Below are 14,063 nucleotides of genomic sequence, written 5' to 3' on the forward strand. Positions count from 1 at the left end.
ATTTTGCCCACGACGCGACGATCGCCGCGGGCAAACGGCGCTTTAGCGAAGCCCCGCCAGCGCGCGGATCTCTTTCGAGCGCAGCGTTAAACGGACGGGCGCCGATTTATACGACGGCGTGCCGCTCTCTTTATCGAGATAATCCAGAGGGACCAGCACGTTGGCTTCGGGGTAATAGGCGGCAACGGTGCCCGGCGCGATGCTGTAGGCGACCAGCGTGATATCTTCCAACCGCTGATGGTGGCCCGGCAGCGCGGAGCTGATATCCACCCGATCGCCGTGTTCGAATCCCTGCTCAGCCATATCCTGCTCGTTCATAAACAACACGTCGCGACGGCCAAACACGCCGCGGTAGCGGTCGTCCATGGCGTAAATGGTGGTGTTGTACTGATCGTGGCTGCGCAGCGTCACCAGGCGCATCACGTCATGCCCTGCTACCTGCTGGTTTTCGTGCACCCCGTGAAAAACGGAAAACATCGCTTTGCCGGTCGGCGTCGGCCAGATACGCTCCGTCGGCGGCAGCGGCATGCGAAAACCGCCGGGATGGCGAATACGCTGGTTGTACTGGTCAAAGCCGGGAATGGTCTGCTCGATCAGATCGCGAATGCGATCGTAGTCGGCAACCAGCGACAGCCAGTCAACGCTGCTTTCCGGCAGCGTCGCCATGGCCATCCCCGCGACAATCGCCGGCTCCGATCGCAGCTCTGGCGAACCGGGTTTCAGCTTGCCCGACGACGCGTGCACCATCGACATCGAATCTTCCACGGTGATTGACTGGCGTCCCGTCTCCTGAATATCGAGTTCGGTTCGGCCAAGGCACGGCAGGATAAAGGTCTCATTGGCCACCAGAAGATGCGAGCGATTGAGCTTGGTGCCAATATGCACGCTCAGATCCAGCCCCCGCATCGCCGGAAAAGCCCGTTCGCTATCCGGCATAGCCACCGCGAAGTTCCCGCCAAGGCAGAGCAGCGCTTTCGATTCGCCGTCGATCATCGCCTGTAGCGCTTTTACCGCATCGTGACCATGCTCCTGCGGCGGCGTAAAACCAAACACCCGCTGCAGGTTGGCGAGAAACTGGGGGCTCGGCTTTTCAGTGATGCCGACGGTACGGTTGCCCTGTACGTTGGAGTGTCCGCGCAGCGGGCAGATCCCGGCCCCCGGCTTGCCGATATTCCCGCGCATCAGCAGCAGGTCGGCTATCAGGCGTACATTAGAGGTGCCCTTATTGTGCTGGGTGATGCCCATACCGTAGGTGATAATCGTGGCGTTAGATTTAGCGTAAGCCGCCGCTACCCGTTCAAGATCGCCGCGCGTCAGGCCGGACTCGCGTTCAATATCCGGCCACGGCGTCGCGTCCACATCCTGCGCAAATTCGGTAAAGCCCAGCGTATGCTCATCGATAAACGCCCGATCCAGCACATCGCCCTGCTCTGCTTCCAGCCGGAGCAGCGCCTTCGCGATACCCTTAAGCGCCGCCGCGTCGCCGCCCGCTTTGACCTGGAAATAGGTCGACGCGATGTTGGTTGAGCCGTAGGTCGCCATCTCAATGACGTTCTGCGGATCGGCGAAACGCTCCAGCGCCCGCTCTTTTAGCGGGTTGAAGACGATAATCGGCACCCCCCGGCGCGCCAGTTCGTGCAGCGTGCCCATCATGCGCGGATGGTTGGTTCCGGGATTGTGGCCGATAGAGATAACCAGCTCGGTCTTATCAAAGTCATCGAGGGAGACCGTCCCTTTACCGATGCCGATGGACTGCGGCAGGCCGACGCTGGTCGACTCGTGGCACATATTGGAGCAGTCCGGAAAGTTGTTGGTGCCATATTCGCGGGCAAACAGCTGGAACAGGAAGGCCACTTCGTTAGAGGCGCGCCCGGAGGTATAAAACTCGACTTCATTGGGCTGCAGCGTACGAAGAATGGCGCCGATGCGGGTAAACGCCGCGTCCCATGAGACCGGACGCAGGGTATCGCTGGCCTTATCGTAGGCCAGGGGCTGGGTTAAGCGCCCGTAGCCTTCCAGCTCAAAATCGCTGCGCGCCAGCAGCGACGTCACGGTGTTAGCCGCGAGAAACTCAGCCGTGACCCGTTTACTGGTGGCTTCCCAGGTCACCGCTTTGGCGCCGTTTTCGCAGAACTGAAACGTCGATTTATGCTCTTTGTCGGGCCAGGCGCAGCCGGGACAATCAAAGCCATCCGGCTGATTGGTCCGCAGCAGCGTGGCGGGGGCATCGAGCGCATCCATTTGCGTACGAACGGCGATAGCGGTGGCTTTTAAGGCACCCCAGCCGCCCGCCGGACCATCATAGGGATGGACGCCGGGAACGACGCGTCTTCTGTTACTCATGTTCACTCCTGATGCGCTTTCGGCGGCGTATGGCAGGTGAAACGCCGCACGATCTCTTATCACCCGTTACCAGCCAGGATAACGGGCGTTTTTGTTAACGAAAGCATAACAATCAGGGCGGTGGCTGTATAATCAATGTTATCTATCACACGTTAGATTTAACTTATTTAACGAATAATAAACATACAAAAATCAGGTCAGATTGTAGTGGCGGTCCGGCGCCAGTTTCTCCGGTAAGGGATGCTGGCCGGTCATATCCAGCAGGTTGCGCTCAATGGTGTTACACATCGCGTTCAGCGGCAAATCGTTGGCTGCGGTACCGAACGGGTCCTCCAGCTCTTCCGCCAGCGAATCCCACGACAGAAAGGTGTAGGAGATAAACACCGACACGAACGGCGTCATATAGTGAAGATCGCCGACCAGCGCAAACGGCAGCAGCGTACAGAACAGATACACGGTGCGCTGCAAAATGAGCGTGTAGGCAAAGGGCACCGGGGTGCTGGCGAGGCGCTCACAGCCGCCCAGCGCGTGCCCCAGCTCATCAAGCTTATTGTCCATCAGGCTGAAGGTGACATCGCCGATCTTCCCTTCTGCGCGCAGGTGCCCAAGCTCATCGCCTGCCAGCAGCAGAATGCGGTTGGTTGGCATCGAGCTGGCGAGGATTTCCGCCACGCTTTGCGCCGGCAGCAGACGCGCTAAATCGGCGCTCGGATCCGTCTTGCGCAGCTGATGCTTCAGGCTCCAGCTAAACGCCACCAGGTAGCTCACCAGGCGTTGATGGGCTGCGCTTTCGGCCGGCAGGAGATTCTTCAGCTGGCGCACCAGCGTTCTCTGGGCAATCAGCACCGTTCCCCACAAATTGCGCGCTTCAACAAAGCGGTTGTATCCGGCGCTATTGCGAAAGCCAAGAAAAATGGCAATGGCGATCCCCAGCAGGCTAAACGGCGCGACGGTAAGATGGATACCCAGCTGCTCGTACCATTGATAGCTGATGATCGCGATAATCGACATCATCAGGTTAAGCAGCAGGCGAAAGACGATTTTTGACAGCACGGAGCCGTGCCAGTCAAACAAGCGAAGGAACCAGTGTTGTTCTGGCCGGATAATCATTGTTTTACTTCCTGAAGTTTCGAACGAATAATAGATACTTTCTATTATGCGATTGCCTTTTTATATTGTTTAAAAACACGACACGGCGTCAGCCGGCTATTTATCAGCGATGAAAGAATAGCCGCTGGATTATGGTCCTTTTTTATTTCACAGGCAATATTATCCGCAGGCTGACAAAGCCCTCAAGCGTTCAGGGGAATAACCTAAGCGATAATCGCGTCGCTATCCGCGCGGCAAGGGTCAATATGAATCATCATATGCAGCACGTTTTGGCTGTTTAGCACCCGCGCGCGGGCCAACAGCGCAATATCGTGCCCTTCCGCCACCGATAAATCTCCCGGCACCTCGATATGTACATCGACCAGGATCCCATCGCCGGCGCGTCGGGTTTTCAGGTCATGCAGCGCCACGACGCCGGGCGTTGCCAGAATAGTGGTGATTATCTGCTGCTCGCTGTCGCTATCCACTGACCGATCCATCAAGTCATGGAGGGCGTCATACGAAAAGGTATAGCCCATGCGGGTGACCAGCGCGCCGACGGCCAGCGCGGCCACCGGATCGAGCCAGGCGAAGCCGGCCAGGTTACCGATGATGCCGACCGCGACCACCACCGACGACGCGGCATCCGAGCGGGCGTGCCAGGCGTTGGCAATCAGCATGGACGACTGAATTTGTTTAGCCGCCCTGAGCATATAGCGGAATAACATCTCTTTGGCGGTCAGCGCGGCGAGCGCCACCCACAGAGCGGTAATATGCACGCTCGGGATAGACGCCGGATGCAGCAGTTTGCCGCAGGCGGACCACAGCATACCCGCGCCAACCAGTAACAGCAGCGCGCCAATCACCAGTGAAGCGCCGTTTTCATAGCGCCGGTGTCCGTAGTGATGATCGCTATCCGAGGGTTTGCCGCTTTTTTTATTGGCCAACAGCACGACGAAATCAGCGACTAAATCGGAAAGAGAATGAATACCATCGGCAATTAATCCCTGCGAACCGGAAAAAACGCCCGCCAGAACCTGGGCGCTGGATAAAAAAAGATTGACAACCACGCTGACCAGCGTCGTTTTACGCGCAACCTGGGCGCGCTGACCATCGTCAGTCATTTTCGCCATGATGACTTCCCCGCAAAAAAAAGAAATAACGTACGCGATTTGGCTTAATTTTTCCTGAATAATCCGCCACCGTTAAGAGAACATTTACTTATTTTTATTGCTGTCAAATATATAAATGAGAATAGTTTGTTTTTAAAAAATATAGCCATGACAATAATAGCCATGGCTATATTTTTGGCGTAAAAACGCAGCCTGAATAATTAAAACTGATTCATCCGGCGCATTGCGCAATGATACGCGCCGTTACGCACCGACGCGCGCAGTACGCGGGCGACGCCGTGTACCGCAATTCGTGCGCTGTGCCGCTGCAGCGCGCTCATCGGCAAATTGAGCATCGCCTGCGCCCACGGCGGCAGAAGGTCAATCCCGGCGCGCATCATCATTCGCCCGACGGGCTGACTCAGGCGCCCCGGCAGGCGGGTCGATAGCAGGACGTCGGCAACTTCCTGCGTTCGCTCATCGCAGCGCAGCGTTGGGCGCATATCCTGCAGGTAGTCGGCAACCTGACGCGGCGTTACCGGGATATCCCGAGCGCCAAGGCGGCGGGCAATTTCGGCGGCCTCCTGATAATACTGCTCCTGGCGGGCGGCGCTGACCACGGTCCGCTTGTAGCGCAGGTGCGAGGCCATAAAGCTGCTGCATTCGGCGACATGAACCCAGGTGAGCAGCGCCGGGTCGCTGGCCTGATAGGGCGTGCCGTCTTTATCCTTGCCGCTCACCCGCAGGTGGATCCCCTGCACTTTTGCGATCAGCCGTTCGGCGTCGGCGGTGGTACCAAAGGTGGTGGCGGAAATAAACTGGCTGGTACGGCGCAGGCGGCCAAAGATATCTTCGCGGAAGTTTGAGTGATCCCAGACGCCCGCCAGCGCCAGAGGATGCAGCATCTGTAACAGCAGCGCGCTGACGCCGCCGCAGAGCATGGAGGTAAAATCGCCATGAACCTGCCAGATGGCCGACTGCGGACCAAATAGCCCCGGTTCGCCTTTGGGGTGTTCAAAATCGATCTCTTTTAGCGCCATGCCGGTTAAGCCCAGAACCTGAGCTTCAATCATTCCGCGTATGCTGGTCATTACCCACCTGCTCTGATCCGTGAGCGAGAAAGATAGCATTTATTAACGCCGGGGGCATTTACCAACGATGGCTTTTAGGGCAGGAGCGCCCGCCGATAGCGGGCGCCAGTGAGCTTATGGATTGAGCTGGTAGTCGAGGCTTATCTCCGCGTTCAGCACCTGCGACACCGGGCAACCGGCTTTGGCTTTTTGAATGATGCCGTCAAACGCATCGGCCTCAATGCCTGGCAGCACAATTTTACTCTGCAGCGCGATTTGGGTGATGGCGAAGCCGCCGCCGGACTTATCCAGCGTCACCACCGCCACGGTATCAATGGAGGTGGCGGTGTAGCCCTCTTCGCTCAGCATCAGCGAGAGCGCCATGGAGAAACAGGCGGCATGGGCGGCCCCGATAAGCTCTTCCGGGTTGGTGCCCTTGACGCCTTCGAAACGAGTGTTAAAACCATAAGGCTGCTGGTTCAGCGCGCCGCTCTCGGTCGAGACGGTTCCTTTTCCGCTTTTCAGATCCCCTTCCCAATGCGCCTGACCTTTCTTATGGATTGCCATAATATCGCTCCTTTTTTGATATGAAAGGGTTAAGTATAGAACCCCCTAAGGCATTTGGGCGGCGCGCGGCGTTTTTCAGATCAATCCGTCGGGATATTTTTACTCATATTAACGCCGGTAACGCGGAAACCCGCGGCGTCGTAGAGATGGCGCGCGCGCTGATTATCCCCGGCGACGCGCAGTTTAATTTGGCCGATCCCCTGGCTTTTCAGCGCATGCTCAAAAGCCGCCATCGCTTGTTTACCCAGGCCCTGTCCCTGAAACGCCGGATAAATATAAAAATCGCAGATAAAGGCGGAGCGCATTTCTTCGTCAGGCTTGTACCAGAGATAGCCGACCCGCTTTTCTGCGCCGTCACTGTCATCGAATAAGCAGCATAAAACCTGGCCGCGAGTATTGACGCCGTCGGGCAGATCCGCGGCGATTTCGCGCTGCGCCTGGGCTAACGCGGCCGCCGGCGAGAGCGCGTAATTGGCGGAGATTTCCGCCGCGTAGTCGGGGATAAAGTAGTCGAGATACGCGGGGTATTCCGTATCACGCATTGGGCGAAGCACTATCATTAAAGGGTTCCTTTTATATCGTGAGTTTGCGCCAGTTTCTGCTGAATCTCACCGAGAAACAGCGGCAGCGCGGTTGGCTGATAGTCCCGAGAAAGGTAAATACCATATACGCTTAGCGCTTTTGGCCGCCAGGCCGGTAAAACCTGTTTCAGCGCCCCGCTGTTGAGCGCCCGCTGCGCCTCCAGCTCCGGCAGCATCGCGATGCCGCAGCCGGCGACCGCCGCCTCCATCAGCAGCGAGGAGATCCCGGCGCTAAGGTTGCCGGAAACCGCCACCGCCACGCTTTCGCCGCTGGCGTCGCTAAACTGCCAGGTCTGGCTGGCAAAATGGCTGTAATGCAGGCAGTTGTGACGAGCGAGATCTTCCGGCGTTTGCAGCGGACCGTTCTGCTGAAGCCAGCGCGGCGACGCGCACAGCACCGAACGACACACGCCAAGGCGGCGGGCGATAGCCCCGGGCTCCGGATTGTCGGTGATCCGAATCGCCACGTCGATCCGTTCGCCGATCAGGCTGACCGGGTGATTATTGATATCCAGCTCAAGGCGCAGCTGCGGATAACGGGCGAGAAAATCGGGTAGCAGCGGCGAAATCAGCTGCATCGCCGTAAAGTGAGCGCAGGCGACGCGCAGCGTCCCGCTGGGGATCGCACGCTCGCTTTGCCCGGCGATCTCATCCGACAGCTGCGTCAGGGTGCGCGTTTTTTGCAGCACCTTTTCCCCCGCAGCCGTGAGCGTCAGTTTGCGGGTTGAGCGATGGACCAGCCGGGTTCCCGCCCACTGCTCCATCTGTTCCAGATAGCGGCTGACCATCGGACGCGACATCCCCAGCGCGCGGGCGGCGGCGCTTAAGCTCCCCAGTTCACAAATGCGCATATACACCTGCGCGGCAATTACCCGATCCATAACTGATTTCCATCTGCACGTTTTATGAAACTCAGCATCTCTTTTTTCAGGAATTTTCGCAAATCATGAAATCCGTACAATAGCGCTCATTCACCTGACCAAGAGAAAACGAATATGAAATTATCTGCCCTTGCTATCGCAACCACGCTGTTCAGCACGTCGGTTCTGGCCGCGCCCCTAACGCTGCAAACCTACAACCCGCAGGAGAACGGCATTTTCGCGGTTAACTCCACCCTCGCCTCCGGCCCGCATGAAGCGGTGCTGTTTGACGCTCAATTCAGCGTCAAAGATGGCGAGAAGCTGGTTGAAATGATTAAGAAAAGCGGTAAAAAACTGACCCGCATCGTGATTACCTCCGGCGATCCGGACTTCTATTTCGGCCTCGAGCCGCTGGTGAAGGCTTTCCCGGATGTCAACGTGGTGGCGACCGCGGAAGTGGTTAAACACATTAACGCCACCAAAGCGGCCAAACTGGCCTACTGGGGCCCGCAGATGAAGGACGGCGCGCCGAAGCAGGTTTACGTCCCGCAAGCGCTGACGGCAAACACCTTCACCATCGACGGCGAAAAGGTTGAGATCCGCCAGCCGCAAAATTATGCCGCCTATGTCTGGATCCCGGCGAATAAAGCCATTCTTGGCGGGACCGGCGTGGCGTGGGGCATGCACGTCTGGACGGCGGACACCCAGAGCGTTGAAAGCCGCCAGCAGTGGATAAGTACGCTCGACGAGATGGCCGCGTTGCATCCGCAGCAGGTGATCCCCGGCCATTACCTGGGGACTCCGCCCGCAGGCGACCGCGCGATTACCTTTACCCGCGATTATCTGACCCAGTTCGAGCAGGCGCTCAACGCGCACAAAGATTCCGCCGGCGTTATCAAGGCGATGAAACAGCGCTGGCCGGGACTCGCGGAAGAGAGTTCGCTGGATCTGAGCGCCAAAGTGAATACCGGCGAAATGAAGTGGTAAGACTGGCTAACGTGCGGGTCTTTCTGCCGGATGGCGGGTGACCTCCTGTCCGGCCGACGAACCGGGGTTCGCTAAAAAGACTGTTCTTAATCTGCCGACTCAACGTTGCTAAACCCGGCAAAATGGGCCACGATGATTATCGCCGCGCTAAAAATGCGCGGCGTACTTAAGGGTTAAATTTCGTCCGACACCCGTCGGGCTTGTCCTTGAAACCGACACAGGATAAAGGAGTAAGAATGAAATCGAACCAACAGGCACGTCATCTTCTTGGTCTGAACTACAAGCTTTCTCAGCAGAAAAAAGTGCTGCTGGAAGGCGATGCGGAAACCACGGTTAACCATGTTCGCGCCACCGGCCGCAAGCGCCGCGGTGGCTAACTTTTCAGCTGAATGATGATAAAAACACCGTCCTCTCCCCGGGATGGTGTTTTTTTAAGACTATCGGCCTCATGTTTACCCTCCTTTGATGTCTTCTGCTTTATACTCTGCCCGCTGCCATTCCCTGCCAGCCCCCCGCCTGTCGCCGCGCCCGGGCTGAAGCGATTATCAAGGAGTTAGTGCGATGCAATTCACTCATAAGAAAAACCGCTCTCTATACATCCCTTACGCCGGCCCCGTGCTGCTTGAATTTCCGCTGCTCAATAAAGGCAGCGCCTTCAGCATGGAAGAGCGCAGCAGCTTCAACCTGCTGGGCCTGCTGCCGGAAGTGGTCGAAACCATCGAAGAACAGGCCGAACGCGCGTGGATCCAGTACCAGGGATTTAAAACCGAGATCGACAAGCACATCTACCTGCGCAATATCCAGGATACCAACGAAACGCTGTTCTACCGCCTGGTCGGCAACCACCTCGACGAAATGATGCCGGTTATCTACACCCCGACCGTCGGCGCCGCCTGTGAACGCTTCTCTGAGATCTATCGTCGCGCCCGCGGCGTGTTTATCTCTTATCAGAACCGCAATAACCTCGACGATATTCTGCAAAACGTACCGAACCACAACGTCAAGGTTATCGTGATGACCGACGGCGAACGTATTCTCGGCCTCGGTGACCAGGGTATCGGCGGGATGGGCATTCCTATCGGCAAACTGTCGCTGTATACCACCTGCGGCGGTATCAGCCCGGCCTACACGCTGCCGGTGGTGCTGGACGTCGGTACTAACAACCAGCAGCTGCTGGACGATCCGCTGTATATGGGCTGGCGCCACCCGCGCATCACCGACGACGAGTACTATCAGTTTGTCGACGACGTTATCCAGGCGATTAAAGCCCGCTGGCCGGACGTACTGCTGCAGTTCGAAGACTTCGCGCAGAAAAACGCCATGCCCCTGCTCAACCGCTATCGCCACGAAGTGTGCTCCTTTAACGATGATATCCAGGGAACCGCTTCGGTCACCGTCGGTACGCTGATCGCCGCCAGCCGCGGCGCGGGCAGCCAGCTGAGCGAGCAGAAAATTGTCTTCCTCGGCGCCGGCTCCGCGGGCTGCGGTATCGCAGAGCAGATCGTCGCGCAAATCCAGCGCGAAGGGTTAAGCGAAGAGGAAGCCCGTAAACGCGTCTTTATGGTTGACCGTTTCGGTCTGCTGACCGACGCCATGCCGAACCTGCTGCCGTTCCAGAGCAAACTGGTGCAAAAGCGTGAGCATCTGCAAGCGTGGGACACCACGAATGATGTGCTGTCGCTGCTCGACGTGGTGCGCAACGTCAAACCGGATATCCTGATCGGCGTTTCCGGGCAGCCGGGGCTGTTCACCGAAGAGATTATCCGCGAGATGCACAAGCACTGCCCGCGGCCAATCGTGATGCCGCTCTCCAACCCGACCTCCCGGGTGGAAGCCACGCCGCAGAATATCCTCAGCTGGACCGACGGCGCGGCGCTGGTCGCCACCGGCAGCCCGTTTGCCCCGGTCACCCTCAAAGGCAAACAGTACGTTATCGCCCAGTGCAATAACTCCTATATCTTCCCGGGAATTGGCCTCGGCGTTATCGCTTCGGGCGCATCGCGCGTGACCGATGAGATGCTGATGGCCGCCAGCGAAACCCTGGCGAAACATTCGCCGCTGGTGAATAACGGTGAAGGCCCGGTTCTGCCGGAGCTGAAGGATATTCAGAGCGTTTCACGCGCTATCGCGTTTGCGGTGGGCAAAATCGCCCAGGAACAGGGCGTGGCGGTGAAAACCTCCGCCGAAGCGTTGCTGCAGGCGATCGCCGATAACTTCTGGCAGCCGGAGTACCGGAACTACCGCCGCACGTCGATTTAACCGGAAGATGAGTCATACAGGGGCCTGCTTTGCAGGCCTTTTTTTATTCTCATCTGGTCAAAACCACTTTCTCCCTCTACACTGCCAGCACCCATCAACTCACTGAATAAAAAAGGAGGATCCCATGTCGTACTGTGAAATGTTTTTTTCACGTGCATTTGGCGATCGCACCTGCTCAAGCGTTATCGGTATCGTGCTGCGATAACTTCAGCTTGAGCGAAGAAACCATAGACTAACTCCCTTCCCTCGGGCTTACCGGGTTATCGTCAGCGATGTTTGACGAGGCATTCACATGCCTGTAACTCTTGAGTAAGTTCACAATGAGCACATTACTAACTGCACAATCTCTTCATGTTGATACGGCGTTTGGCCCGCTGTTCACAAACCTCTCCTTTACCCTGAAAAAAGGCGACCGTATTGGCCTGATTGGCTATAACGGCTGCGGAAAAAGTACCCTGCTACAGGTGCAGGACGGCACGATCGTGCCCAGTTCGGGCTGCGTGGCGCTGGCCAGTCACTGTCTGATGGCGCGTGTGGAACAGCATCTACCCGATGCGCTGTTAGCGCAGCCCTTGCTGCAGGTAGTACTGGCGAAACTTCCCGCCCCTGAGCGGGAGAGTCAGCGCTGGCAAGCGGAGAGGCTATTGGCAGAGATGGGCTTTACGCCAGATGAGGCCGCGCAGCGGGCGTCAACCCTGAGCGGCGGTCAGCATACCCGGCTGCTGCTTGCCAGGGCGCTGATTCAGCAACCGGATCTCCTGCTGCTGGATGAGCCGGGAAACCACCTCGACCTGCCGACCCTCCTGTGGCTGGAAAGCTTCCTGCAAACCTGGCAGGGGAGCTTCGTTCTGGTGTCGCATGATAACACCTTATTGGATGCTGTAACTAATTCCAGTTGGATCCTGCGCGACAGAACGCTGCACGCCTTCTCCCTGCCCTGCAGCGCCGCCCGCCGGGCGCTGGAAGAGCAGGACGCCAGCGATGCGCAGCGCCATAAAGCCGAGCAAAAAGAGATCGACCGGGTCGCCGCCAGCGCCAAACGGCTGGCTATCTGGGGTCGGACCTATGACAACGAAGATCTCTCCCGCAAAGCCAAGCAGATGGAGAAGCAGGTTCAACGCCTGAAGGAGAGCCAAACTGAGCTGACCATGGGCACCCCCTGGCGGCTGGCGCTCCACGGCGACATGCTGCGGGCTGACCGACTGCTGGAGATGGAACAGCTCCCGGTTCCCCCCGCGCCCGGTCTACCGGCCCTGTTTACCGCGGGCCTGGCTCGCCTGAAAAGCGGCGATCGGGTGGCGGTGATGGGCCGTAACGGCGGCGGCAAGTCTTCGCTGCTGCGTCTGCTGTGGCGGCAAATGCAGCAGGAAACGACGGAAAGCGGTTTGCGCCTGCATCCGCGGCTGAAGCCGGGTTATTACGACCAGACCCTGCATCAGCTGGCGGATGACGATACCCTTCTCGACGCGCTGGAGCCCTTTGAACCAGGCCCGGATGCGCGCAGGCGGGCGCTAATTTCCGCCGGATTCAGCTGGCCGCGTCACGGGCAAAAGGTCGCCACCTTAAGCGGCGGCGAGCGTTCGCGCCTGCTGTTCGTCGGCCTCTCTCTGGCCCGCTATAGCCTGCTGCTGCTGGATGAGCCCACCAACCATTTAGATATGGATGGCAAAACGGCGCTGGCGGCTACGCTGCGCGACTATCCCGGCGGCCTGCTGCTGGTGAGCCACGATCGCGAGCTCATTAACCGCAGCTGCAATCGCTTCTGGCTTATCGACGAGCGCGGGCTGAGCGAATGGCACAGCAGCGAAGAGGTGTATGAGATTTTGCGCACCGCCGTTCGTCGTCCGGCGACGCAGGCCGTGACGGTGAACAGTAGCGAACCGGAGGAGGACCAGGATGCGCTGCTGGAGCGGTTAGTCACGCTTGAGCAGCTGCTGGCCGACGATCTGGCGCGCAAGCCAAAACATCAAAAACCGCAGCTGCAGGCGCAGTGGCGTAAGGAGATAACAACGATTGCGACGTTATTAGGCTAACAGGCGCTCTCCCGGCGTGGCGATCCGCGCCGGGAGATTATTCCGCGCCGGCAGGCGCAACGGGTTTGACCCGACTAAACTGCTGCTCGGTCATCATCCGCCCCCACTGATCCCCCTGCCACGCTTTATCCAGCGTAAAGCCGAAGGATTCATACAGCCTGCGGGCGGCGTTCAGCCCGCTGAAGGTCCACAGCCGCACCGCGGCGAAGTTCTGGCTATCGCAAAAGGCCATCGCTTCATTCAGCAGACGTCGGCCAACACCGCTTCCCCGGCAGCTATCGTCGAGGATAAACCAGCGCAGATGCGCTTCATTATTGCCAAGATCCTCGCCGTCAATCGCCACCGATCCGACAATCTGCTCACCCTGAACGGCAAGCCAAACCCGGTTGCACGGTTTCTCAAGACGACCGGAAAACTCCGCCAACCCGCTGGCCACTTTGCTCTCGAAAAAGTGACCAAATTCATAATGCTTCGCATAGTACTCGCCGTGCATCTGCGTAATGCGGCCAATCATTCCCGGACGATAGCCGGTAACGATATCAATCCTGGCGGTTAAGTCGATCATTTTATCTCCTCGTCAGAGCCAAGGGAGGCAATGGCCTCCCTTGGTACCATGTGCGGGTGTAGACATAGCATTTCCTTATAAATAAATTTCAAACAATGCTAAATTTTGATGTTTTGATGATTACCATTTCACGTATCGATAAAAAACAACGATCACAAAAATGCAGAATATGGGGACAGGCCATATTGGTCCATCAGGGAAAATTTGAAAAAGGACAATTGCAAATAAAAGTGTCAATAAGGCAGGACCGTACATCGATATCAATGACCTGAATATCCGTCTGAAAAACCTTTTAATAAGACTCATCATTATTATCGAATCATCCTGGTGATGATGTCTGCAATCTCACCATCCTGTTGCCCAGCGCCAGCTTCACGCCACGGGCCTGAAGGGCATCAGCAATATCTCCTGCATCCGGAACTGAACGGGCCAGCCTGTCCAGTTTCGGTACGACCAGCGTGTCTCCCTGGCGAACTGCCGCCAGAGCCTGAGCCAGATCCTGGCGGTCAGTTGAACATCGGGCATAGCCAATGCGTATTTCTGTCATAAATATGTACGTATAAGGGCCATGAAAGAGATTTATATCGTACCAGTGAT

Annotated in this window: 12 protein-coding genes and 2 pseudogenes; 4 read left to right on the forward strand and 10 right to left on the reverse strand. The window is 57.5% G+C overall.

The annotated features are described in order from the left end of the window. Positions 1-42: 42 nt before the first annotated feature. The 7 genes from SIK97_RS06260 to SIK97_RS06290 form a co-directional block, all read right to left on the reverse strand. The gene (locus SIK97_RS06260; protein WP_057174035.1) at positions 43-2,343 is read right to left on the reverse strand and encodes an FdhF/YdeP family oxidoreductase; all 2,301 of its coding nucleotides are present in this window, start codon (positions 2,341-2,343) and stop codon (positions 43-45) included. A 192-nt stretch (positions 2,344-2,535) separates the two neighbouring features. After that, positions 2,536-3,453, reverse strand: coding sequence for a bestrophin family protein (locus tag SIK97_RS06265; RefSeq protein WP_057174034.1), 918 nt, complete (start codon positions 3,451-3,453; stop codon positions 2,536-2,538). Between the two features lie 203 nt (positions 3,454-3,656). Next, positions 3,657-4,565 (reverse strand): cation diffusion facilitator family transporter, encoded by a 909-nt coding sequence (locus SIK97_RS06270; RefSeq protein WP_038424484.1) that lies wholly within the window; start codon positions 4,563-4,565, stop codon positions 3,657-3,659. A gap of 200 nt (positions 4,566-4,765) precedes the next feature. Further along, positions 4,766-5,635, reverse strand: coding sequence for an oxygenase MpaB family protein (locus tag SIK97_RS06275; RefSeq protein ID WP_025108268.1), 870 nt, complete (start codon positions 5,633-5,635; stop codon positions 4,766-4,768). A gap of 114 nt (positions 5,636-5,749) precedes the next feature. Beyond that, positions 5,750-6,181 (reverse strand): OsmC family protein, encoded by a 432-nt coding sequence (locus SIK97_RS06280; RefSeq protein ID WP_004138064.1) that lies wholly within the window; start codon positions 6,179-6,181, stop codon positions 5,750-5,752. An 80-nt stretch (positions 6,182-6,261) separates the two neighbouring features. Further along, positions 6,262-6,741 carry a GNAT family N-acetyltransferase gene (locus SIK97_RS06285; RefSeq protein ID WP_025108267.1) on the reverse strand — a complete coding sequence of 160 codons (480 nt, stop codon included), beginning with the start codon at positions 6,739-6,741 and terminating at the stop codon, positions 6,262-6,264. After that, positions 6,741-7,643: a LysR family transcriptional regulator gene (locus tag SIK97_RS06290; protein WP_014838440.1), complete on the reverse strand. Its 903-nt coding sequence runs from the start codon at positions 7,641-7,643 to the stop codon at positions 6,741-6,743. Before SIK97_RS06290 ends, SIK97_RS06285 begins: the two co-directional genes overlap by 1 nt. 114 nt (positions 7,644-7,757) lie before the next feature. On the opposite strand from SIK97_RS06290, the gene SIK97_RS06295 reads away from it, so the two are divergent. From SIK97_RS06295 to SIK97_RS06310, 4 genes are all read left to right on the forward strand, one after another. Beyond that, positions 7,758-8,609 (forward strand): Vmh family MBL fold metallo-hydrolase, encoded by an 852-nt coding sequence (locus tag SIK97_RS06295; RefSeq protein WP_032695033.1) that lies wholly within the window; start codon positions 7,758-7,760, stop codon positions 8,607-8,609. A gap of 236 nt (positions 8,610-8,845) precedes the next feature. Further along, a complete protein-coding gene (gene sra, locus SIK97_RS06300) occupies positions 8,846-8,986 on the forward strand; it encodes a stationary-phase-induced ribosome-associated protein (RefSeq protein ID WP_004101955.1) in 141 nt (46 codons plus the stop codon). A gap of 184 nt (positions 8,987-9,170) precedes the next feature. Continuing rightward, on the forward strand, positions 9,171-10,868 hold the full coding sequence (locus SIK97_RS06305; protein WP_014229295.1) for an NAD-dependent malic enzyme: 1,698 nt from the start codon (positions 9,171-9,173) through the stop codon (positions 10,866-10,868). Positions 10,869-11,188: 320 nt separating this feature from the next. Continuing rightward, complete coding sequence (locus SIK97_RS06310) at positions 11,189-12,901, forward strand: ABC-F family ATP-binding cassette domain-containing protein (RefSeq protein WP_057174033.1); 1,713 nt, start codon at positions 11,189-11,191, stop codon at positions 12,899-12,901. A gap of 37 nt (positions 12,902-12,938) precedes the next feature. On the opposite strand, the pseudogene SIK97_RS06315 reads toward SIK97_RS06310, so the two are convergent. The 3 genes and pseudogenes from SIK97_RS06315 to SIK97_RS06325 form a co-directional block, all read right to left on the reverse strand. Next, positions 12,939-13,445: pseudogene (locus tag SIK97_RS06315) on the reverse strand (GNAT family N-acetyltransferase); the annotation flags it as partial. A gap of 141 nt (positions 13,446-13,586) precedes the next feature. Beyond that, a complete protein-coding gene (locus SIK97_RS06320) occupies positions 13,587-13,775 on the reverse strand; it encodes a hypothetical protein (protein ID WP_042927132.1) in 189 nt (62 codons plus the stop codon). 40 nt (positions 13,776-13,815) lie between these two features. Beyond that, positions 13,816-14,013, reverse strand: a pseudogene (locus SIK97_RS06325) (recombinase family protein); the annotation flags it as partial. Positions 14,014-14,063 lie beyond the last annotated feature (50 nt).

The sequence above is a fragment of the Klebsiella sp. JN_Kp126 genome (genome assembly GCF_033843325.1).
GTDB classification, from domain to species: Bacteria; Pseudomonadota; Gammaproteobacteria; order Enterobacterales; family Enterobacteriaceae; genus Klebsiella; species Klebsiella michiganensis.

Bases quoted from the DNA above. Each gene is read 5' to 3' on its own strand.
- SIK97_RS06260 (WP_057174035.1), bottom strand. From the start codon at position 2,343: ATGAGTAACAGAAGACGCGTCGTTCCCGGCGTCCATCCCTATGATGGT.
- SIK97_RS06265 (WP_057174034.1), bottom strand. From the start codon at position 3,453: ATGATTATCCGGCCAGAACAACACTGGTTCCTTCGCTTGTTTGACTGG.
- SIK97_RS06270 (WP_038424484.1), bottom strand. From the start codon at position 4,565: ATGGCGAAAATGACTGACGATGGTCAGCGCGCCCAGGTTGCGCGTAAA.
- SIK97_RS06275 (WP_025108268.1), bottom strand. From the start codon at position 5,635: ATGACCAGCATACGCGGAATGATTGAAGCTCAGGTTCTGGGCTTAACC.
- SIK97_RS06280 (WP_004138064.1), bottom strand. From the start codon at position 6,181: ATGGCAATCCATAAGAAAGGTCAGGCGCATTGGGAAGGGGATCTGAAA.
- SIK97_RS06285 (WP_025108267.1), bottom strand. From the start codon at position 6,741: ATGATAGTGCTTCGCCCAATGCGTGATACGGAATACCCCGCGTATCTC.
- SIK97_RS06290 (WP_014838440.1), bottom strand. From the start codon at position 7,643: ATGGATCGGGTAATTGCCGCGCAGGTGTATATGCGCATTTGTGAACTG.
- SIK97_RS06295 (WP_032695033.1), top strand. From the start codon at position 7,758: ATGAAATTATCTGCCCTTGCTATCGCAACCACGCTGTTCAGCACGTCG.
- sra (WP_004101955.1), top strand. From the start codon at position 8,846: ATGAAATCGAACCAACAGGCACGTCATCTTCTTGGTCTGAACTACAAG.
- SIK97_RS06305 (WP_014229295.1), top strand. From the start codon at position 9,171: ATGCAATTCACTCATAAGAAAAACCGCTCTCTATACATCCCTTACGCC.
- SIK97_RS06310 (WP_057174033.1), top strand. From the start codon at position 11,189: ATGAGCACATTACTAACTGCACAATCTCTTCATGTTGATACGGCGTTT.
- SIK97_RS06320 (WP_042927132.1), bottom strand. From the start codon at position 13,775: ATGATGAGTCTTATTAAAAGGTTTTTCAGACGGATATTCAGGTCATTG.